Source organism: Vibrio sp. C8, from assembly GCF_054051265.1.
Window position 1 is genome coordinate 1 of the sequence record NZ_JBPAOE010000044.1, and the last position, 20,035, is coordinate 20,035.

The following is a 20,035-nucleotide window of genomic DNA, read 5'->3' on the forward strand; positions in this document are numbered from 1 at the left end:
TAGCATTGCCCGGTAGCTAAGTTCGGAATTGATAACCGCTGAAAGCATCTAAGCGGGAAGCAAGCCCTGAGATGAGTTCTCCCTGGCGCTTTAAGCGTCCTAAAGGGTTGTTCGAGACTAGAACGTTGATAGGCAGGGTGTGTAAGTGCTGTGAGGCATTGAGCTAACCTGTACTAATTGCCCGTGAGGCTTAACCATACAACACCCAAGGGGTTTTGATGGACTCAAATAAGAACATAAACTTGATTGTGTATAAGAACTGACAACAGCTTTCCGAATTTTAAAATTTTGCTTGGCGACCATAGCGATTTGGACCCACCTGATTCCTTGCCGAACTCAGAAGTGAAACGAATTAGCGCCGATGGTAGTGTGGGGTCTCCCCATGTGAGAGTAGGACATCGCCAGGCTCATATTTAAAAAGAGCCCGTCTAACGACGGGCTTTTTTAGTCTTAGAAGACACCGTTTTTGCTGATATGGCTCAGTCGGTAGAGCGCATCCTTGGTAAGGATGAGGTCCCCAGTTCGATTCTGGGTATCAGCACCATGTATTAGACGCGCTTATGCCGTCAAAAAATTTGCTTAGCGACCATAGCATTGTGGACCCACCTGATTCCATGCCGAACTCAGAAGTGAAACACAATAGCGCCGATGGTAGTGTGGGGTCTCCCCATGTGAGAGTAGGACATCGCTAGGCTTTATTTCCGAGCCCCTGTAGAGATACAGGGGCTTTTTCATATCCGTTATTCTAAACGTTCGTTATTTCTTCTCATTCAGTTTCCAGTCGTACTCATATTTTATTTTCCCTTCATAATGAGTTACTCCCGTTCGGTATTTGCTCAGATGGTCAAACAATTGAGTTCTGCTACTAAAATCTTCCGCAAACCAATCATAAATAGAAGAAAGGGTCAGATGACCATCTCGATACGAAACACCTTTGTGACTATTGATGAAATCATGAGCCGCCTTTTCTAACAGAAACTCAGTGTTTTCTGCGGTGAATGCTTTTGGTTGCAGGTTAGGGCATCCTAGGCTGGCACAATTGATTGCATAATGTGTTCTCGGGTCACCCCAAATAGGTCTTAAAATTCGATGCTCTATATCATTGAGCGTTAAAGGCTTTCCTGCCACATTTGCGATTTCATCATCCCATGGACCAAAACCAAACCAACTACCGATTTTGGTGATTGAGGCAACAGGGTAATTATCCAATATGAGTTGTACTGTGAGTGCGTTATAGAGGTTTACCCAATATGCATACTGTTCTTTTTTGTTCATTTCTCTTGGGTCAGTATTCGATAAATCAGATAAATATTGCGTGAGCTTCTCTTTATCGGATGGCGTGACTTGGGCGTATTTAAACAAAGTGTATTCACCCTGAGAGATAAGATAAATGTCTAGAATGGCTTGCCATTTGTGGTGTGATAGTGAAGTAGTGCTTTGTTGATTGCTGACATTCCAATAAGGCCATAAATCGGATTTAGGTGCCGAAAACGAAAGTGGTGAGAACAGCAAAAGTGCATACGCAAGAAGTCTTTTCATAAACAGTGTCAGTTAAAGGGTATGTAGACAATAAGACCAAGGTTACTACGCTTTTATTTCAGCGATAAAAAAGGGTTGCTTGTCTGCAACCCTATATTCATTTTCGCTATCTTAAGAATGAAGGAATTTTCGCTTCATACTCTGCAATTTTAGCTTCGTGTTGCAGAGTCAGACCAATGTTGTCTAGGCCATTTAGCAAACAGTGACGACGGAATTCATCGATTTCGAATCCATATTCTTTACCGTTTGCTGTCACGATCATTTTTTCCAGATCAACGGTAACCTGCGCACCTTCGTTTGCTTGAACATATTGGAAAATCTCGTCAACTTCTTGCTCTGTTAAACGAACAGGAACCATTTGGTTGTTGATAGAGTTGCCATAGAAAATGTCTGCAAAACTTGGAGCAATCATCACCTGAATACCATAGTCAGCAAGCGCCCATGGTGCGTGTTCACGAGAAGAACCACAGCCGAAGTTCTCACGCGCTAACAGAATACTCGCACCTTTGTAACGAGCTTGATTCATGACGAAATCTGGATTTGGTTGCTCACCAGCATCATCAAGGAAGCGCCAGTCATGGAAAAGGTGTTTACCAAAGCCAGTGCGGTTTACTTTCTGTAGAAATTGCTTTGGGATGATTGCATCAGTGTCGATGTTCGCCGAATCAAGAGGAACAACTAAGCCTGTGTGTTGTTGAAAACCTGCCATTTATATTTCCTCTATCCTTAGTGGTTACGAATATCGACAAAGTGACCAGCAATCGCTGCTGCTGCAGCCATCGCAGGGCTAACTAGATGGGTTCTACCATCACGACCCTGACGTCCTTCAAAGTTACGGTTTGAGGTTGATGCACAACGTTCACCAGCACCTAAACGGTCATTGTTCATAGCCAGACACATAGAACAACCTGGTAAACGCCACTCAAAACCAGCTTCGATGAAGATCTTGTCTAAGCCTTCAGCTTCTGCTTGAGCTTTTACCTGTTCCGATCCTGGAACGATTAGTGCCTGTACATGTGATGCGACTTTCTTACCTTTCGCAACTGCAGCTGCTGCACGCATATCTTCAATTCGAGAGTTAGTACAAGAACCGACAAAGACTTTATCTACTTTGTAATCTGATAGCATTTTGCCAGCTTCTAGGCCCATGTATGCCAAAGCTTTTTCAGCAGATACACGTTCTACAGGATCGCTAAACGATTCTGGTGAAGGAATTGGTGTATCAACCGCAATAACTTGGCCTGGGTTGGTTCCCCAAGTGACTTGAGGACGAATACTTGCAGCATCTAGAGTTACAACCGCGTCGAATTTCGCATCATCGTCTGTTTTCAGTGTTTGCCAGTACTCAACAGCTGCATCCCAATCTGCGCCTGTTGGAGCAAACTTACGGCCTTTGATGTAATCAAACGTTGTTTGGTCAGGAGCAATCAAACCGGCTTTAGCACCTAGTTCGATAGCCATGTTACATACCGTCATACGACCTTCCATAGAAAGATCGCGAATCGCTTCACCGCAGAACTCTACTACGTAACCTGTACCGCCCGCTGCCGTCGTTTTGCCGATAATCGCTAGAACAATATCTTTTGCTGTGATACCCGGAGCGACTTTGCCTTTAACTTCGATTTTCATCGTTTTAGCACGAGCTTGTTTTAGCGTTTGAGTTGCCATTACGTGCTCAACTTCAGAAGTACCGATGCCGAATGCCAAAGAACCAAATGCGCCATGCGTAGCTGTGTGAGAGTCACCACAAACAATCGTCATACTAGGAAGCGTAATGCCTAGTTCAGGGCCCATTACGTGAACGATACCTTGGTATTTGTGGTTAATGTCGTAAAGGGTTACACCAAACTCTTCGCAGTTTTTTGCTAGTGTTTGCATTTGGATTCGAGCCATTTCACCCGATGCATTGATGTCTTTCGTTGTGGTTGAAACGTTGTGATCCATAGTTGCGAAAGTTTTGCTTACTTGGCGCAGTTTGCGTCCTTTCTCGCGTAAGCCATCAAACGCTTGAGGTGAAGTTACCTCATGAACCAAGTGACGGTCGATGTATAGAATTGGGTTTTCGCCTTCCGCGGCAACTACGACGTGGGCGTCGTAGACTTTTTCATATAATGTTTTGCCCATGTGTTTGCTTCCTTGTCTCGCTCTCCTTGAGTAGCCAATGACAGGTAAATCGGTCATTGGCTGGCGAGAGTACTAATTATTATGAATTAAGAATGTATTCAGCGATTTTGTCGCCCATTTGCGAGGTGGTCAGCGCAGGCTTGCTACCTGATAGATCCGCCGTTAATTCGCCTGCTGATAGTGCTTTGCCTACTGCGGCTTCGATATCTTGTGCAGCTGCTTCTTCACCTAAGCTGTAGCGAAGCATAAGTGCTGCAGAAAGGATTTGCGCGACAGGGTTAGCAATGTTTTTACCTGCAATATCAGGAGCACTGCCGCCCGCTGGTTCATACAGACCAAACTTACTTTCATTCATACTTGCAGAAGGAAGCATACCCATTGAGCCAGTGATCATTGCACATTCATCAGAAAGAATGTCGCCGAAGATGTTTGAACATAGCATGACGTCAAACTGAGAAGGGTCTTTGATCAACTGCATAGTCGCGTTATCAATATACATATGTGATAACTCAACATCTGGGTAATCTTTTGCAATTTCAGTGACGACTTCGCGCCATAGAATAGAGCTTTGAAGTACGTTTGCTTTATCGATAGAACAGACTTTCTTACGGCGTAGACGCGCTGATTCAAAAGCAATCTTAGCGATACGCTCGATTTCAAAACGATGGTAAACCTCAGTATCAAACGCTTTCTCGTTAGCGCCTTCACCTTCACGGCCTTTAGGCTGACCAAAGTAAATACCGCCCGTTAGCTCACGGACAACAACAATATCAAAACCACGATCAGAAATATCCGCACGAAGAGGAGAGAACGCTTCTAGCCCTTTGTGGATCTGTGCTGGACGCAAGTTACAGAACAATTGGAAATGTTTACGTAGTGGTAGAAGCGCGCCACGTTCAGGTTGCTCATTGGGTGGAAGATGTTCCCATTTAGGACCGCCAACAGAACCGAACAAAACTGCATCGGATTCTTCACATGCGCGAAGTGTGCTGTCAGGTAGAGGACAGCCGTGGTTATCAATCGCAATACCGCCGACGTCATGTTCATCACGCACGAAAGTTAACTTGTGTTTTTGTTCGATTGCATCAAGTACTTTGTGTGCTTGTTGCATTACTTCTGGGCCGATGCCGTCACCTGATAGTACGGCAATCTTATACGTTTTGTCTGTCATGCGAGTCCTTCACTAATTTTGATAATATTCGTTCAATGTTGTGTTAGCTGTCATTGCTTATAATTTCTGCTGGAATTACACGCCTGCAATGACTTTCTTCTTCTGTTTGATTTCTTCAATTTGGTTCGCGCGATGAATGCTGTTGATAACATGCAATAGCGCTTGACCAGAGGCTTCAACGATATCCGTAGATATGCCTGTGCCGTGGTACTTGCGTCCTTTGTAGTTGGCAATGATGTCTGCCTGACCTAAACCATCTTCGCCTTCTCCTTTTGCGGTTAAGTCGAATTTGTCTAACACGATGTCATAGCCAGTTACACGGTAGATACATTGATATAAAGCATCTACCGGACCATTACCGACAGCGGCTTCACATTTCTCTTCGTCACCACAAAGCATTTTGACGCTGGTTGTCGCCATAACACTACCAGATTGAACACTCAAATAGTTCAACTTGTAGTAATCATCTTCATCGCGAAGATTTGAGAAGTGCATCAATGCTTCCAAATCATAGTCGAACACTTGGCCTTTGCGGTCAGCAAGCTTCAAGAAGTCTTCGTATAGCGCGTTTAGGTTGTATTCGTTTTCGTTGTAACCCATGGAGTCCATATGACTCTTCACCGCTGCACGGCCACTACGGCTAGTCAAGTTAAGCGCTTGGTTTTTCAAGCCAATAGACTCCGGCGTCATGATTTCGTAGGTATTCTTGTTTTTCAACATTCCATCTTGGTGAATGCCTGAAGAGTGGCTGAATGCGTTTGCACCAACAATCGCTTTGTTGCTCTGAATTGGCATGTTGCAAAGTTGGCTAACCAATTTGCTGGTACGGTGAATTTCTTCATGCTTGATACCAGTGTGAACACCCAAAAACTCCTGACGAGTTTTGATGATCATGGCGATCTCTTCTAAAGCACAGTTACCTGCGCGTTCACCGATACCATTAATCGTACCTTCGATCTGGCGAGCACCGGCTTGAACTGCTGCAATGGAGTTCGCCACAGACATGCCCAAGTCATCGTGACAGTGCACAGAGATAATCGCTTTATCAATGTTTGGCACTCGGTTAAATAGGGTTTGGATGATGCCACCAAATTCACTTGGCACTGTGTAACCTACAGTGTCTGGAATGTTGATAGTGCGAGCGCCTGCATTGATTGCTGCTTCAACCATACGGCATAGGTTGTCTATTGGTGTTCGACCTGCATCTTCACAAGAAAATTCCACATCATCAGTATATTGGCGAGCATGTTTCACCGCGTTCACCGCCATCTCTACGACATCGTCATAACTACGACGAAGCTTGTCTTGAACGTGAATGGTCGATGTTGCCAAGAAAGTGTGGATTCGGAATTGCTCTGCCACTTTTAATGCTTCAGCGGCCGCATCTATATCTTTCGCAACGGCACGTGAAAGAGCACAGATTCGGCTGTTTTTGATATTTTTTGCAATAGTTTGTACCGATTCGAAATCACCCGGTGAGGAAACAGGGAAGCCCGCTTCGATCACGTCAACACCTAAGCGTTCTAATGCGTAAGCGATTTGCAGCTTCTCTTTTACCGTTAGGCTTGCTGACAACGCCTGTTCACCGTCGCGCAAAGTTGTATCGAATATGATGACCTGATCGTTCATGTTTGCTTCCTTACTCGAAGAGTTAATCGTTTACTTCCTGAATTTAGTTATAAAAAAACCCGCATCGTGTGCGGGTTCTTGTAAATCTGTTGTGGTGTCTTCCGTCCACTCATTACCCGCGCGATTGATTCACGATAAGGAGCAGGTTCAGGAGTAGAGAAGAACGAATTGTCATTATTAACATCCACAAATTTGAATTAACAAATTAGTACCGTACTCAACCGAGCGCGTCAACCCTAAAGTTGTTTTTTTGTTCATATCGGAGCAGTTACTTCGTCAACAAGGCAAAAATCAGCAGTTAGTTGTTGAAAGCCTGTCGTCAATGTAACCCATTGGAGCCAGAGTGTAAGACTAAGGTAAACAAATTTATTGCGGTACTACGACTAACTGTCATCCATTTACAAACAAACAGTCACGGATTTGCAATCTATTGCTTTTAGCTTGGAGATAGCAACATTTCTATTTGAAGCATTTTCAATTGAAAATAAGGGGATGCCATGAAAACCATCAAGCCCATCGCAAAGCTTGATTTAGCTTTTTCGATGCTTTGCCTACAGCACAGGTTTAACCAACCAGTCGCGCGGATCAGTAAAGCTGTCTCCCATACTGGAGATGGACATTTATATGCTCTATTTGGTGTTTTAGCTTGGGCGATTGGTGGTAGCCATGGCTCAAATTTTTTAGCTGCAGGTTTAGTGGCATTTGCTCTCGAACTACCTCTGTACTGGTTGCTAAAAAATGGCTTTCAACGCCGACGCCCTCAAGAACTCTCACCTGTATTAACCGCTTTTATTACTCCGTCTGATCGTTATAGCCTGCCTTCTGGTCATACCGCCGCGGCATTTGTGATGGCGACTTTGATTGGTCAGTTCTATCCAGATGGTTATGAAATTGCCTTTATGTGGGCGGCTCTCATTGGCAGTGCGAGAATTCTGCTTGGCGTTCATTTTTTAACGGATGTGATTATTGGTGCCATTCTTGGTGCTAGCTGTGCAACGGTTTCAATGCAGTTGTTGGAGATGAGTTTTTGAAGATTCTGTATGGTGTTCAAGGTACCGGAAATGGGCACATTGCCCGCGCTCGGGCAATGAGTGAAGCTTTCCAACATACTGATGCGAAAGTGGATTTCTTGTTTTCCGGTCGCGAAGCGCAAAAATTTTTCTCTATGGAGAGTTTCGGCGACTACCAAATTCGTCGTGGTTTAACCTTTGTGTTTGAACAAGGACGAGTAAACTATCTCCAAACCGCGCTCAACAATAGCCCTATGCAATTAATGAATGAAATCCGTCAATTGGATCTATCGGGTTATGATCTGATTCTGAATGATTTTGAACCAGTTTCTGCTTGGGCGGCGAAGCGTCAAAAGAAGGATGTGATTGGTATCAGCCACCAAAATGCATTTCGCTACCCAGTACCGTTAAAAGGTGCAAGCTGGCTAGATAAGCAAATTATGCAGCGTTTTGCGCCAGCAAACTATAACTTAGGACTGCATTGGTACCATTTTGATCAGCCAATATTGCCTCCAATTGTTCATACCACAGCACAAGACATGCTGAATCAAGACTTTGTTTTGGTTTATCTGCCTTTTGAAGATGTCGACCAGGTGTGTGAACTGTTATTCCGCTTCGTGAACAAATCTTTCATCTGTTATCACCCTCAGGTTATAGAGTCGGAGACGGTGGAAAACGTTGAGTTAAGACCTCTGTGCCACAGCAGTTTCCAATACCATCTCCATCGCTGTGATGGCGTGATTGCCAATGGCGGTTTTGAGCTGCCTTCTGAAGCTCTTTCATTAGGCAAAAAACTGTTGTTGAAACCTTTGATTGGACAGTTTGAACAGCAAAGTAATGTTGCGACTTTGGAAACGCTTGGTCTGGCATCGGCGATGGACTTTCTAGACGTATCCGCGGTGAGTAAATGGCTTGATGAAAAACAGGCTGAAAGAGTTATTTATCCCAATGTTGCCCAAGCAATTGTTGAATGGGTTTTGCAAGGAAATTGGACTAATCAACAAGATTTATGTGATGGTTTATGGCAACAAGTTGATTTTCCTAGTTATGCATCAGTAAATTTATAACCTCTAAACTCCCCCAGAACGCAGTTTTTTCAAGATAATTAAATTTAATAAATACAGCCAAGTGAATAATTGGCTGTATTTATATTTAGCGTTTGTGTTTGATAAATATTTTTTATATCCAATGGCAATTTTTTAGTTTCCTAGTTTTTGTAAGTTTTATCCTTTTTAAGTTGTCAAAAAAACTGACTTTTCCTTAATGCTATTGCCATTCGGCAAACGAATGAATCATAGTTGGGGCAGCTTAAAAATATCCAAGCAACCAATAATAAAAGTACAGGTTATCTATTCGCTAACGAATGTTTGGTATTTGATTGGATAGATTAATTTAGAGGTATAGCGAATGTTAGATAAAAACGGCGGCATGGGAGCCATTTCTAGTTATCGTATGGAAAGCGTTTTACGTGGTGTCGATTTAAACCTACTGACGGTTTTTGATGCTGTAATGCAAGAGCAAAATATTACTCGTGCAGCTCATAATCTTGGTATGTCTCAACCTGCAGTAAGTAATGCGGTTGCCCGTCTTAAAGTGATGTTTAATGACGAGTTGTTTATGCGCCAAGGTCGTGGTATTCAGCCTACTCAGCGTGCTCGTCAGTTGTTTGGTCCAATTCGCCAAGCTCTTCAACTAATCCGTAATGAGTTACCTAGTTCTGTATTTGCGCCAGAAACATCAAGTCGCTTATTCAAGCTGGCTATTTGCAGCCCGTGTGATATTCGTTTTGCACCGAAGATCATGGAAACCATTCATGAAATCGCGCCAAGTATTCAATTGCACTTAGATGCAGAATTTGATCGTATGTTGGCTGAGCGTATGCGTTATCAAGATACTGATTTTGTTATCGACTATGCACATTTCGATGGACAGGGATTCTCAAGCACAGAGCTTTTCCAAGATGAGTTGGTGGTTGTCGCGGCAAAATCTCACCCACGCATTCAAGGCAGAGTGACTCGCGAAGAGTTGACGCAAGAGAAGCACGCTAAGCTATCGAAAATTCACGGTCAACGTAGTTTTTCAGAGCAGGCCTATCAAGAGCTATATTGCTCTTCAAGTTACGAAGGCACGAGTTTAAGCAACGTATTGTACGTGGTTGGACAATCTGAGCTTGTTACCGTTGCGCCACGCTGGATGGTAGAAAACGTTGCGAATGCAGACATGTTACAAATCCTAGATTTCCCGTTTGATAACGCGAAAATCAGCGGTTACTTAAGCTGGCATGAATCGAGTGAAAAAGACCGTGGTCACATTTGGTTACGAGACCAATTGATGATGATTTGCCGCGAAGTGATTGCCCGCAAATAAGACGTGATGCCACGTTAACTATTTAAAACAGGACGTTAAGAAAAAGCCTTGGGAAGGGAGACCAACTCAAGGTTTTTTTATTGTTCGCTACGTCTAAAATTATCCATAAGTTTGATGTTTGTCAGTTGCCTTTTGTAGTTCAATCGGTACACTTGTGCGCTCGATTAAGCTTACAGGTGTAAGCTATAGGTAGATAGATGACTAATTTAGATTTTCATATCGTTAAACGTGTTCGTGAGCAAGTCTCTCACAACGGTGATCGTAGTGCCCTGAAACACAAACTAGGGGATGCATGGAAAAGCATTAGTTGGACGCAATTTGGGCAGCAGATGGACGCGTTATCATTAGCGCTTCTTTCTCAACATATTGGCGTTCAGGATAAGGTTGGTATTTTCTCCAACAATATTCCTCAATGGACCATTGCGGATTTTGCAGCATTGCAATTGAGAGCGGTGACTGTCCCTATCTATCCGACCAATACAGCAGATCAGTCTGCCTACATCTTGCAAGATGCGGATGTCAAAATTCTCTTTGTTGGCGAGCAACCACAATACGACATTGCTTTAGACATATTCGAACAATGCGAACAACTTCAGCTTGTCGTCGCTATGGACGACAACATTGACCTGAAGGGTTTTGACAGTGCTATTCATTGGTCACAATTTATATCAATGGGGCAAGAGTCTGATCGTGAAGAGCTAGAAGCTCGTATTGCTCAGGCTAACTTTGAAGATCTGATTACTCTAATCTATACCTCTGGCACCACAGGTCAGCCGAAAGGTGTGATGCTGGATTACCGTAATATCGGTGCACAATTAGAAGGACACGATCAGCGTCTTAACTTAACTCAAGACGATGTTTCCTTGTGTTTCCTTCCGCTGTCTCACGTGTTTGAGCGAGCTTGGACTTTCTACGTTCTTTATAAAGGTGCAACCAATTGTTACCTACATGATGTTTCTCATGTTCGTGAAGCATTGAGTGAAGTTCGTCCTACAGTGATGTGTGCGGTTCCGCGCTTCTATGAAAAGATCTTTTCAGCTATCCACGAGAAAGTCGCGAGAGCGTCCTTTATTCGCAAAGTTATGTTTACTTGGTCTGTGAACATGGGCGCGAAGATGGCGGTATGTCATCAAGAACACCGAAAACCGTCTTGGTTACTCACTCAATGCTACGGCATTGCGGACAAAGCGGTTCTGTCTAAATTGAGAGGATTATTAGGCGGTCGCATCAACTTTATGCCGTGTGGTGGAGCGAAGTTAGATGAAACCATTGGCCGATTCTTCCATGCCATCGGAATTAATGTGAAACTTGGCTACGGTATGACAGAGACAACCGCTACGGTTTCTTGCTGGGATGACAAATGTTTCAATCCAGATTCTATTGGTCTGTCTATGCCGGGTGCTCAGGTTAAGATTGGTGAAAACAACGAAATTTTAGTTCGTGGTCCCATGGTGATGCGCGGCTACTATAAAATGCCAGAAGAGACAGCGAAGACATTTGATGAACACGGTTTCTTAAAAACTGGCGATGCTGGTCATATCGATGAGCATGGCAACCTGTTTATTACCGATCGCATCAAAGAGCTAATGAAAACTTCAGGTGGTAAGTACATTGCTCCTCAGGTTATTGAAGGCGCGATCGGTAAAGATCACTTCATCGAACAAATTGCTGTTATTGCTGATACACGTAAATTTGTGTCGGCGCTGATTGTTCCTTGTTTTGATGCGTTAGAAGAACATGCTAAAGAGCTGAATATCAAATATCACGACCGTTTAGAGCTACTAAAAAATAGTGAAGTGTTAGAGATGTTCGAAAAACGCATTAATGAACTTCAACATGGTTTAGCGAAGTTTGAACAGGTGAAAAAATTCAAGCTGCTACCGAAAGCTTTCTCTATGGATGAAGGTGAGTTAACTCCAACGCAAAAGCTGCGCCGTAAGGTGATCAATACTCGCTATCAAGATGAGATTGAAGAGATGTATCAGGAGAAGAAAAAGTAGTTCTCGCTACCGATTTCTAAACACTGACAATAAACATTGATCCCCAGTGAGATTATCTCTTATTGGGGATTTTTTATATGTGGCAGAAAGAGGCGCATTTCGCTGCTCACTACGCGATAGGTGTTAATATTTTGTACCGTTTTTCATTGTTGTTCTAAAACTATCCTCTGTATCGATGCTATGAGGTAATCTTTGATACTTGTTGAATAAGCTTCTGCAATATATCGCCTAGATTGCATCAAATTAGTGGTTAGACCTAATGCTAAGAAAGGGTTAAAGTTGTTGCGTTACCTTAGCTTTTGTTATGACAAAAGCGGGACATAGCTGAAAGCGGAAAGTTTTCGAATTAGGCTACGAATAAGCCCTAGACTATGTAAAACCAGACCAATTGACCGACCGCGTTAATAGGATTCTGGTAAGGAGAAAATATGGCAATGTTATCCGGCGCAGAGATGGTCGTTCAGTCTCTGATCGAAGAAGGCGTAGAACAAATTTTTGGCTACCCAGGTGGTTCCGTTCTTGATATCTACGACGCCCTCCACGAAAAAACCGAAAAAATAAAGCATGTTCTTGTTCGTCATGAACAAGCTGCAACTCACATGGCTGACGGCTATGCACGTGCTACGGGTAAACCGGGTGTGGTGTTAGTGTGCTCTGGCCCGGGTGCAACAAATACTGTTACTGGTATCGCAACGGCATACATGGATTCGATCCCGATGATCGTAATCTCAGGTAACGTAGCAACCAATTTGATCGGTAATGATGCTTTCCAAGAGTGTGACATCGTTGGTGTTTCTCGTCCGATCGTTAAGCACAGTTTCCTAGTAAAGAAAGCAGAAGATATTCCAGAAACGATCAAGAAAGCCTTTTACATTGCATCGACTGGTCGCCCAGGTCCAGTGGTGATCGATCTACCTAAAGATGTTATGAATCCGCAGATTAAGCTTCCATACCATTACCCAGAATCAATCAAGATGCGTTCTTACAACCCGACGACTTCAGGTCATAAAGGTCAAATCAAGAAAGCATTAAAAGCACTGCTAGAAGCGAAAAAACCTGTGCTTTACGTGGGTGGCGGTGCGTCTATCGCTGGTGCTCACGAACAAGTACAACAATTAGCTGAGAAACTGAATTTGCCAGTTGTCAGCACACTTATGGGGTTAGGTGTGTTCCCGGGAACACATAAAAACGCCTTGGGTATGCTGGGAATGCACGGTGTGTATGAAGCTAATATGGCGATGCACAATTCAGATTTGATCTTCGGTATCGGTGTTCGTTTTGACGATCGAACCACCAACAATCTTGAGAAATATTGCCCGAATGCGAAGATCATGCATATCGATATCGATCCATCTTCCATTTCCAAAAACGTTAAAGTAGATCTGCCAATCGTAGGTTCTGCAGATCAAGTTTTGGAAACTATGTTGCAGCTTCTTGGTGAACAAGAAGGTGGCAACGATGTGGAAGCCATTGATCAATGGTGGAGCGAAATTCAAGTGTGGCGCGATCGTAAATGTTTGTCTTACGAAACATCAAGCGAACGCATTAAACCGCAGCAAGTCATTGAAACCTTATTTAAACTGACCAATGGTGATGCGTATGTGGCATCAGACGTTGGTCAACATCAGATGTTCGCAGCGCTTTACTATCCGTTTAATAAACCACGTCGTTGGATCAACTCAGGTGGCTTAGGCACCATGGGGTTTGGTCTACCAGCAGGTATGGGTGTTAAGTTTGCCATGCCACAAGAAGAGGTGGTGGTGGTAACTGGTGACGGCAGTATCCAGATGAATATTCAGGAACTATCTACCGCGTTGCAATACGATATTCCGGTGAAAATTATTAACCTGAATAACCGTTTCCTAGGTATGGTAAAACAGTGGCAAGACATTATTTATCAAGGGCGACACTCCAACTCCTACATGAGTTCAGTACCGGATTTTGCAGCAATTGCGGAAGCTTATGGTCACGTTGGTATTCGTATCAACACGCCTGATGAGCTAGAAGCTGGCCTGCAAAAAGCATTGGATATGAAAGACCGATTGGTTTTTGTTGATATCAATGTAGATGAAACTGAACACGTGTACCCAATGCAAATCAAAGGCGAGGGTATGGATAAAATGTGGTTGAGCAAAACGGAGAGAACCTAAGATGAGACACATTATTTCAATATTGATGGAAAACCAACCTGGTGCTTTATCTCGCGTTGTTGGTCTGTTCTCTCAACGTGGCTACAACATTGAGAGCTTAAACGTATCCCCGACTGATGATGGCACTTTATCTCGTTTGAACTTAACCACCACCTCAACTGAAATGCAGCTTGAGCAGATTCAGAAACAACTGCATAAGTTGATTGATGTGCTTAAAGTTCAGGAAGTGACAGAAGGTGACCACATTGAACGTGAACTTATGTTAATTAAAGTGAAAGCGACAGGTTTCGCTCGTACCGAAGTTAACCGCACAACGGATATTTTCCGTGGTCAAATCGTGGACGTTACGGCTTCTCAGTATACGGTTCAGCTTGCGGGAACCAGCGAAAAGCTCGATGCCTTTATTCAGGCGATGGCTGAAGTGACAGAGGTGGTTGAAGTGGCTCGTAGTGGTGTGGTTGGTATCGCACGTGGTGAGCGAGCGCTACGTAGCTAATACCTTGTGTTGTAGACGAAAAAACCAGCCGATTGGCTGGTTTTTTATTTTCCATCACTTAACCACTGGCATCAGCTGGTGGTCAGTTTTAGAGACTAAAAGATTAGTGAAGAATACGTGCGCGAATAGTGCCTTCGATACCTTTTAGTTTATCCAGTGCTTCTAACGAGCGATCCGCTTCAACGTCAATAACCACATAACCGATACTTGCGGTTGTTTGTAGATACTGAGCAGCGATGTTGATGCCTTCTGATGCAAAAATGGTGTTAATTTGCGTCAAAATACCAGGGCGGTTTTCGTGAATGTGCAGCAGACGTGAACATTGGCGATGCTCTGGTAGAGAAACTTCAGGGAAGTTAACACTTGAAAGCGTAGAACCGTTGTCTGAGTATTTTGCTAGCTTACCTGCAACTTCAATACCGATATTCTCTTGTGCTTCCTGAGTTGAACCACCCACATGAGGAGTCAAAATAACGTTATCAAATTTCATTAGCGGAGATTCAAAGGCTTCTTTGTTTGAACCTGGCTCAGTTGGGAATACGTCGATGGCAGCACCTGCTAGGTGACCGGACTCCATAGCATCACAAAGCGCTGGTATATCAACAACAGTACCACGAGCTGCGTTAATGAAGATTGAACCTGGTTTCATGCGATCAAATTCGTCTTTACCCATCATATTCTTTGTTTCTGGTGTTTCAGGAACATGAAGAGAAATGACATCACATTTATTCAGCAGTTCGCTCATGGTATGAATTTGAGTTGCATTGCCCAGTGATAGCTTATTTTCGATGTCGTAGAAGTAAACGCGCATACCTAAGTTTTCAGCGATGATACCTAGCTGAGTACCGATGTGACCGTAGCCGATGATACCCAGAGCTTTACCACGAGCTTCGTATGAGTTGTCTGCGCTCTTCTTCCAAATGCCACGGTGTGCAAGTGCATTTTTTTCAGGGATGCCACGCAATAAAAGTAGGATTTCACCCAGAACAAGTTCTGCAACACTACGCGTGTTTGAGAATGGTGCGTTGAACACTGGAACACCGCGTACTGCGGCGGCATCAAGATCTACTTGGTTTGTACCAATACAGAAACAGCCAATCGCTACCAGTTTATCTGCAGCGTTAATCACTTTTTCTGTCAGGTTAGTACGGGAGCGAATACCGATAAAATGAACATCTTTGATTGCTTCAATCAGTTGTTCTTCGTCAAGCGAACCTTTGTGGTATTCAATATTGGTGTAGCCAGCAGCTTGTAGAACTTCTACCGACGACGGGTGAAGTCCTTCAAGGAGTAGTATCTTAATTTTTTCTTTTTCCAGTGAAACTTTGGCCATTATTCTCGTCCTTAAAATGGAAAGGGAGGGCTGATGCGTGAAACATCAAGCGAACTACACAATTATTAATCTAAACTAAAAAAGCAAACGTTTTCGTTGCGTTTGTTCTGACCATTAAGTTATCAAATTTTTTTGTGATTGGGTAAGAAAATTACGGAATAAGGAATAATTTTCTTAATAGAAAAGCAACAAAAACGGCACCAGAGGTGCCGTTTGTAATCAAATAACGAAAATTGTTCGATTTTTAGAATTATTCTTCGATTTTTGCGCCTTCAGGAGTACCTGTGATCACCACATCGGCTCCGCTAATAGCGAACAGACCGTTGGTTACAACACCTGCGATACCGTTAATTTTTGCTTCTAGGTCTTTAGCATGAGTAATGTTTAAGCCGTGAACGTCAAGAATAACGTTGCCGTTATCGGTCACAACCCCTTGACGGTAAACCGGATCGCCGCCAAGTTTAACCAGTTCGCGAGCAACGTATGAACGAGCCATCGGGATTACTTCAACTGGAAGTGGGAATGTACCTAATACGTCAACGGCTTTGGTACCATCAACGATACAAACGAATTTATCAGCAATAGCGGCAACAATTTTTTCACGAGTCAGTGCTGCGCCACCACCTTTAATCATCTCACGTTGAGAATTGATTTCATCAGCACCATCAACATAGATATCTAGGCTCATAACATCGTTACAATCGAAGACTTCAATACCTAAACCTTTAAGCTTCTCAGTTGAAGCGATAGAGCTTGATACGGCACCTTTAATATCATCTTTGATTGAACCCAAAGCATCGATGAAGTGATTCACTGTTGAACCAGTACCAACGCCGACAATGCTGCCTTTTTCTACGTATTTAAGTGCAGCCCAACCGGCAGCTTTTTTCATTTCATCTTGAGTCATGCCCATCTCCTGAGACGATTTTTTTGCGAAAACTTGATTTCTAAGTGAAAGCTGTGTGTTTTATATAAACGTTAGCGTGGGCGGGATTATATACGCAAAAGTTTAAGAGATGTACTGCGGCTACTGAATAATTGAAGTTAGCACCACTTCAGTGACGCTTGGAGTTGTAAGCTGAAATTTAGGCGCTTACCACTGCCAAATTTGGCTAGGAGTAACAATTTTTGGCAGGGGAACATCCCATTCTTCTGTAGGCAGTTGCTCTACATGTTGGCAATCATGGGCCAAACCTAATGGAGATGCTCCTTTACCTGTAGTAAACCAAGGTTCGAGAGTTCGGTCATAATAACCTCCGCCCATTCCTAGTCGATGACCATGAGAGTCAAAAGCAACCAGTGGTGTGCAGATAAGATCCAGTTCTTTTACCGGACAAATTAGGGTTTGATTGAGCTTAGGCTCAAGTATGCCAAATTTGTTGTATGTCATCGGTGTCTCTGGCTGATAATGCAGAAACAGTAAGTGACCAGCAGAAAAAGGGTGCAAGACAGGTAGGTAAATACTTTTACCTTGTAACCAAAGCCATTCAATTAACGGTTGCGTGTCTAGTTCGCCATCGGTTGAAAGATAGAGGGCAATCTTCTGGCATGTTTGCATTTCTGGCAAAGTGGAAAAACGTTCAATAAGATCTTGGCTTGCCTGAAACTGAACGTCACTGGCAAGTTGATTACGTTTTTCGCGGATAAGTGTTCTTAGTTCTTGTCGTGAATACAACATTAGGGAACCCCAGAGTGCCGTTGTAGATTGTGGCCCTTGAACCAGCTAGTTCAAGGCGGATCAGCAATGGTAACCGTAGGCTTCTCGGTACGAGCCAAGCTTGCTCAATAGCTACTAAGTACTAATCCTTGGGTATTGCTTATCGGCTCGGGGACTTAAATCCACTGACAAACACCCCAGGGTAAATACTTTTGATGGCGGACGTCTAGATTCGTTCCAGAGTCACCTTATTGAGAGCTTCTTCTAGAGAAACGGTGAGCTTTTCCATGCGTTCACTGATTTCTTGCTGTTGACCATTGTTTTGCTGCTGGTAAGTTTGCAACTCATAGCAAATGTTCAACGCCGCAATAGTTAAGAGCTTCACTTCATTGGTTACTTTTGTGCGGTCAGCCATTTCTTTTAATCGTCGGTCTAGATCTTGGGCTGCACTAATCAGAGAGTCTTCCTGACCCGCTGGGCAATTTACCCGTGTCATTTTACCTAAAATTTCAACGTCAACCGCTTGATTACTCATGATAAATGAACTCTATTCATATCGCCAAAGATGATACTTCTCAAGTGACCATCGTGGGGGAAACTATAGGTAAAGCGCTCTCAAGATTCAAGCTTTTCCCGATTATCTATCAAAAATGAGTAACGAAAACTCAGTTCTTAGTCAATTTGCGTAAAAGCTAGCCACAATTGGTAACTTGAGCGTTTTCGCATGAGTGTTGAAGTGGTAGGATTGTGCTTATTTTTCTGATTATGAGCCCGTTATGAGCGACATTAAATTTCCGACTTACGACATTTTATCTGGCGAACTGAAATCAGCTTCGTTGGGGATAAATCCTGCTGAGCTGCACGGTTTATTGACTGGCATGTTGGCTGGTGGATTAAGTTTGAAAGATGATAGTTGGCAGCCTTTGATTTTCGACTACACAAACGATGGCATGGGCTGGCCTGTTAAAGCGCTTGAAATGGCAAAACAGCTTTTATTGGCAACTAATGCTGAGTTGACGGACACCACTTTAGAGTTGAGCCTTGTTCTCCCAGTTGGCGAAGGCCCTGAAGCACTGTTTGATTTTGCTGATGGAGTTGCAGATTGGGTAAACCACTTTATTTCAGGTTTAGGTTTAGCAGGTGCTTCTCTGAACAAAGCGTCATCTGATGCAAAAGAGGCGTTAGAAGATCTTGAAGAAATAACGAAGCTAGGCATTGACGAAGACGATGATCTAGAAGAGCAAGCACAGCTATTAGAACAGGTACTGGAACACGTCAAAGCTTGTGTTCTGTTTCTGCACGCAGAGCTAGGGATTAAACCAGAGCAAGACAAAACACCGACTATTCACTAAGGGCAAGGACTGTGAGCCAAGTAAAATCGTTTGATGTGATTATTGCTGGTGGTGCTATGGCTGGAGCGACGTTGGCTCTGGCATTACATCAATTAAGTCAAGGACGTCTATCTGTTGCGGTGGTTGAGCCGTATCAAACCGATCATCAGCAACATCCAGGTTTTGATGCTCGCTCAATAGCTCTGTCTTATGGAACCGTCCAAATCTTGCAACGCTTTGGACTTTGGGAATCGCTTAAGCATGTTGCCACACCTATTGAGCATATTCATGTCTCTGATCGTTCTCATGCTGGAATGACGGATATCACGAAAGAAGAAGTAGGCGTTAACGCATTAGGCTATGTGGTTGAGTTGGCTGATGTCGGACGAATCTATGCAGAGAAAATCGAGAAAACATCCAGCATTACTCTGTATTGCCCGCAAAGTATTCAAAGCATAGAGCGCAACATCAGTAAAGTCACAGCGATTTTGTCTAACGGTGAACAAATAGAAGCTAAGCTACTAGTAGCGGCTGATGGTGCTGTGTCCACTTGTTGTGAACAAGTTGGCTTACCACTGCAAGAACACAATTTTGAACAGGTCGCTATCATTGCCAATGTGGTTGCGAGCGAAGCTCATAAAGGCCGTGCGTTTGAGAGATTCACCTCTCATGGCCCGATAGCATTATTGCCTATGAGTGATAATCGAATGTCGTTAGTTTGGTGTTTACCGCCAGATAAAGCACAAGCCGCTATGGCTTATGATGACGATGTGTTTCTTAATCAATTACAAGCTGAGTTTGGTTGGCGTTTAGGTAAACTTGAAAAAACTGGTGCAAGAAGCGCGTATCCGTTGTTATTGAGATATCGAGAACAAAACATTTCACATCGTTTTGCCATTGTGGGGAACGCCGCTCAATCACTTCATCCTATTGCTGGGCAAGGTTTTAATCTTGGTATACGTGATGTTGCTAGTTTGGCTGAAGAGATCGTTCATGCTGATGATGTGGGAAGTTACGCACTTCTGACAAAATTTAAGCGCAGACGTGACAACGACAGAACGGCAACGATTACGCTAACTTCCAGTCTGGTTCATCTGTTTTCAAATGACTGGTTAACTCTGCGTATTGGAAGAAATATAGGATTAGCAGTGATGGATAACATTCCGGTGCTAAAAACTCCGCTGTTACGCCGCACCTTGGGTGTGGTTAATCGATAAGGTACTCGAAA

17 protein-coding genes, 1 tRNA gene, 3 rRNA genes and 1 other RNA gene are annotated in these 20,035 nt (G+C 43.4%); 12 read left to right on the forward strand and 10 right to left on the reverse strand.

Features of this window, described 5'->3' with window-relative positions; translation table 11 throughout:
* The 4 genes from ACRQQK_RS15540 to rrf (ACRQQK_RS15555) all read left to right on the forward strand — a co-directional run.
* A 23S ribosomal RNA gene (locus tag ACRQQK_RS15540) occupies nucleotides 1-198 on the forward strand; the annotation flags it as partial.
* Nucleotides 199-291: 93 nt separating this feature from the next.
* Nucleotides 292-407, forward strand: a 5S ribosomal RNA gene (rrf, locus tag ACRQQK_RS15545).
* A gap of 61 nt (nucleotides 408-468) precedes the next feature.
* A tRNA-Thr gene (locus tag ACRQQK_RS15550) sits at nucleotides 469-544 on the forward strand.
* A 34-nt stretch (nucleotides 545-578) separates the two neighbouring features.
* A 5S ribosomal RNA gene (gene rrf / locus ACRQQK_RS15555) occupies nucleotides 579-694 on the forward strand.
* Between the two features lie 62 nt (nucleotides 695-756).
* Here the strand turns inward: rrf (ACRQQK_RS15555) and ACRQQK_RS15560 are convergent.
* The 5 genes from ACRQQK_RS15560 to leuA all read right to left on the reverse strand — a co-directional run bounded on the left by ACRQQK_RS15560 (nucleotide 757) and on the right by leuA (nucleotide 6,463).
* Nucleotides 757-1,539 carry a DUF547 domain-containing protein gene (locus ACRQQK_RS15560; protein WP_457512860.1) on the reverse strand — a complete coding sequence of 261 codons (783 nt, stop codon included), beginning with the start codon at nucleotides 1,537-1,539 and terminating at the stop codon, nucleotides 757-759.
* Nucleotides 1,540-1,645: 106 nt separating this feature from the next.
* Nucleotides 1,646-2,248: a 3-isopropylmalate dehydratase small subunit gene (gene leuD, locus ACRQQK_RS15565; RefSeq protein ID WP_457512862.1), complete on the reverse strand. Its 603-nt coding sequence runs from the start codon at nucleotides 2,246-2,248 to the stop codon at nucleotides 1,646-1,648.
* 17 nt (nucleotides 2,249-2,265) lie between these two features.
* Nucleotides 2,266-3,663 (reverse strand): 3-isopropylmalate dehydratase large subunit, encoded by a 1,398-nt coding sequence (leuC, locus tag ACRQQK_RS15570; RefSeq protein ID WP_457512864.1) that lies wholly within the window; start codon nucleotides 3,661-3,663, stop codon nucleotides 2,266-2,268.
* A gap of 79 nt (nucleotides 3,664-3,742) precedes the next feature.
* Complete coding sequence (gene leuB / locus ACRQQK_RS15575) at nucleotides 3,743-4,834, reverse strand: 3-isopropylmalate dehydrogenase (protein WP_457512866.1); 1,092 nt, start codon at nucleotides 4,832-4,834, stop codon at nucleotides 3,743-3,745.
* Between the two features lie 75 nt (nucleotides 4,835-4,909).
* Nucleotides 4,910-6,463 (reverse strand): 2-isopropylmalate synthase, encoded by a 1,554-nt coding sequence (gene leuA, locus ACRQQK_RS15580; protein ID WP_457512868.1) that lies wholly within the window; start codon nucleotides 6,461-6,463, stop codon nucleotides 4,910-4,912.
* A 497-nt stretch (nucleotides 6,464-6,960) separates the two neighbouring features.
* Here leuA and ACRQQK_RS15585 point away from each other — a divergent pair, with 497 nt between their 5' ends.
* The 6 genes from ACRQQK_RS15585 (at nucleotide 6,961) to ilvN (ending at nucleotide 14,486) form a co-directional block, all read left to right on the forward strand.
* The gene (locus tag ACRQQK_RS15585; RefSeq protein ID WP_457512870.1) at nucleotides 6,961-7,494 is read left to right on the forward strand and encodes a phosphatase PAP2 family protein; all 534 of its coding nucleotides are present in this window, start codon (nucleotides 6,961-6,963) and stop codon (nucleotides 7,492-7,494) included.
* Complete coding sequence (locus tag ACRQQK_RS15590) at nucleotides 7,491-8,540, forward strand: MJ1255/VC2487 family glycosyltransferase (protein WP_457512872.1); 1,050 nt, start codon at nucleotides 7,491-7,493, stop codon at nucleotides 8,538-8,540. The genes ACRQQK_RS15585 and ACRQQK_RS15590 overlap by 4 nt, the downstream gene beginning before the upstream one ends.
* A gap of 340 nt (nucleotides 8,541-8,880) precedes the next feature.
* Nucleotides 8,881-9,840 (forward strand): transcriptional regulator LeuO, encoded by a 960-nt coding sequence (leuO, locus tag ACRQQK_RS15595; protein ID WP_457512874.1) that lies wholly within the window; start codon nucleotides 8,881-8,883, stop codon nucleotides 9,838-9,840.
* 197 nt (nucleotides 9,841-10,037) lie between these two features.
* Nucleotides 10,038-11,840, forward strand: a complete 1,803-nt coding sequence (locus tag ACRQQK_RS15600) for an AMP-dependent synthetase/ligase (protein ID WP_457512876.1) — start codon at nucleotides 10,038-10,040, stop codon at nucleotides 11,838-11,840.
* A gap of 428 nt (nucleotides 11,841-12,268) precedes the next feature.
* Nucleotides 12,269-13,990, forward strand: a complete 1,722-nt coding sequence (locus ACRQQK_RS15605) for an acetolactate synthase 3 large subunit (protein ID WP_457512878.1) — start codon at nucleotides 12,269-12,271, stop codon at nucleotides 13,988-13,990.
* 1 nt (nucleotide 13,991) lies between these two features.
* Nucleotides 13,992-14,486 carry an acetolactate synthase small subunit gene (ilvN, locus tag ACRQQK_RS15610; protein WP_102964613.1) on the forward strand — a complete coding sequence of 165 codons (495 nt, stop codon included), beginning with the start codon at nucleotides 13,992-13,994 and terminating at the stop codon, nucleotides 14,484-14,486.
* Between the two features lie 103 nt (nucleotides 14,487-14,589).
* Here ilvN and serA read toward each other — a convergent pair whose 3' ends face one another.
* The 5 genes from serA to zapA all read right to left on the reverse strand — a co-directional run bounded on the left by serA (nucleotide 14,590) and on the right by zapA (nucleotide 18,011).
* Entirely contained in the window at nucleotides 14,590-15,819 is a 1,230-nt protein-coding gene (gene serA / locus ACRQQK_RS15615; RefSeq protein ID WP_457512880.1) for a phosphoglycerate dehydrogenase, read from the reverse strand.
* Between the two features lie 250 nt (nucleotides 15,820-16,069).
* Nucleotides 16,070-16,726, reverse strand: coding sequence for a ribose-5-phosphate isomerase RpiA (rpiA, locus tag ACRQQK_RS15620; RefSeq protein ID WP_457512882.1), 657 nt, complete (start codon nucleotides 16,724-16,726; stop codon nucleotides 16,070-16,072).
* A 186-nt stretch (nucleotides 16,727-16,912) separates the two neighbouring features.
* Nucleotides 16,913-17,497 carry a 5-formyltetrahydrofolate cyclo-ligase gene (locus ACRQQK_RS15625; RefSeq protein WP_457512884.1) on the reverse strand — a complete coding sequence of 195 codons (585 nt, stop codon included), beginning with the start codon at nucleotides 17,495-17,497 and terminating at the stop codon, nucleotides 16,913-16,915.
* A gap of 2 nt (nucleotides 17,498-17,499) precedes the next feature.
* A non-coding RNA gene (gene ssrS / locus ACRQQK_RS15630) (6S RNA) lies at nucleotides 17,500-17,683 on the reverse strand.
* 19 nt (nucleotides 17,684-17,702) lie between these two features.
* Entirely contained in the window at nucleotides 17,703-18,011 is a 309-nt protein-coding gene (gene zapA, locus ACRQQK_RS15635; RefSeq protein ID WP_042484675.1) for a cell division protein ZapA, read from the reverse strand.
* Between the two features lie 241 nt (nucleotides 18,012-18,252).
* On the opposite strand from zapA, the gene ACRQQK_RS15640 reads away from it, so the two are divergent.
* Together ACRQQK_RS15640 and ubiH are read left to right on the forward strand one after the other, a co-directional pair.
* Entirely contained in the window at nucleotides 18,253-18,828 is a 576-nt protein-coding gene (locus ACRQQK_RS15640; protein ID WP_457512886.1) for a YecA/YgfB family protein, read from the forward strand.
* A 56-nt stretch (nucleotides 18,829-18,884) separates the two neighbouring features.
* Nucleotides 18,885-20,024, forward strand: coding sequence for a 2-octaprenyl-6-methoxyphenyl hydroxylase (gene ubiH, locus ACRQQK_RS15645; protein ID WP_457513206.1), 1,140 nt, complete (start codon nucleotides 18,885-18,887; stop codon nucleotides 20,022-20,024).
* Nucleotides 20,025-20,035: the final 11 nt, after the last annotated feature.

Coding starts and splice junctions, on each gene's coding strand:
- leuA (WP_457512868.1), bottom strand. CDS start 6,463: ATGAACGATCAGGTCATCATATTCGATACAACTTTGCGCGACGGTGAA.
- serA (WP_457512880.1), bottom strand. CDS start 15,819: ATGGCCAAAGTTTCACTGGAAAAAGAAAAAATTAAGATACTACTCCTT.
- ACRQQK_RS15560 (WP_457512860.1), bottom strand. CDS start 1,539: ATGAAAAGACTTCTTGCGTATGCACTTTTGCTGTTCTCACCACTTTCG.
- ACRQQK_RS15640 (WP_457512886.1), top strand. CDS start 18,253: ATGAGCGACATTAAATTTCCGACTTACGACATTTTATCTGGCGAACTG.
- ilvN (WP_102964613.1), top strand. CDS start 13,992: ATGAGACACATTATTTCAATATTGATGGAAAACCAACCTGGTGCTTTA.
- ubiH (WP_457513206.1), top strand. CDS start 18,885: ATGGCTGGAGCGACGTTGGCTCTGGCATTACATCAATTAAGTCAAGGA.
- leuC (WP_457512864.1), bottom strand. CDS start 3,663: ATGGGCAAAACATTATATGAAAAAGTCTACGACGCCCACGTCGTAGTT.
- zapA (WP_042484675.1), bottom strand. CDS start 18,011: ATGAGTAATCAAGCGGTTGACGTTGAAATTTTAGGTAAAATGACACGG.
- ACRQQK_RS15625 (WP_457512884.1), bottom strand. CDS start 17,497: ATGTTGTATTCACGACAAGAACTAAGAACACTTATCCGCGAAAAACGT.
- ACRQQK_RS15605 (WP_457512878.1), top strand. CDS start 12,269: ATGGCAATGTTATCCGGCGCAGAGATGGTCGTTCAGTCTCTGATCGAA.
- leuB (WP_457512866.1), bottom strand. CDS start 4,834: ATGACAGACAAAACGTATAAGATTGCCGTACTATCAGGTGACGGCATC.
- ACRQQK_RS15585 (WP_457512870.1), top strand. CDS start 6,961: ATGAAAACCATCAAGCCCATCGCAAAGCTTGATTTAGCTTTTTCGATG.
- rpiA (WP_457512882.1), bottom strand. CDS start 16,726: ATGACTCAAGATGAAATGAAAAAAGCTGCCGGTTGGGCTGCACTTAAA.
- leuO (WP_457512874.1), top strand. CDS start 8,881: ATGTTAGATAAAAACGGCGGCATGGGAGCCATTTCTAGTTATCGTATG.
- ACRQQK_RS15600 (WP_457512876.1), top strand. CDS start 10,038: ATGACTAATTTAGATTTTCATATCGTTAAACGTGTTCGTGAGCAAGTC.
- leuD (WP_457512862.1), bottom strand. CDS start 2,248: ATGGCAGGTTTTCAACAACACACAGGCTTAGTTGTTCCTCTTGATTCG.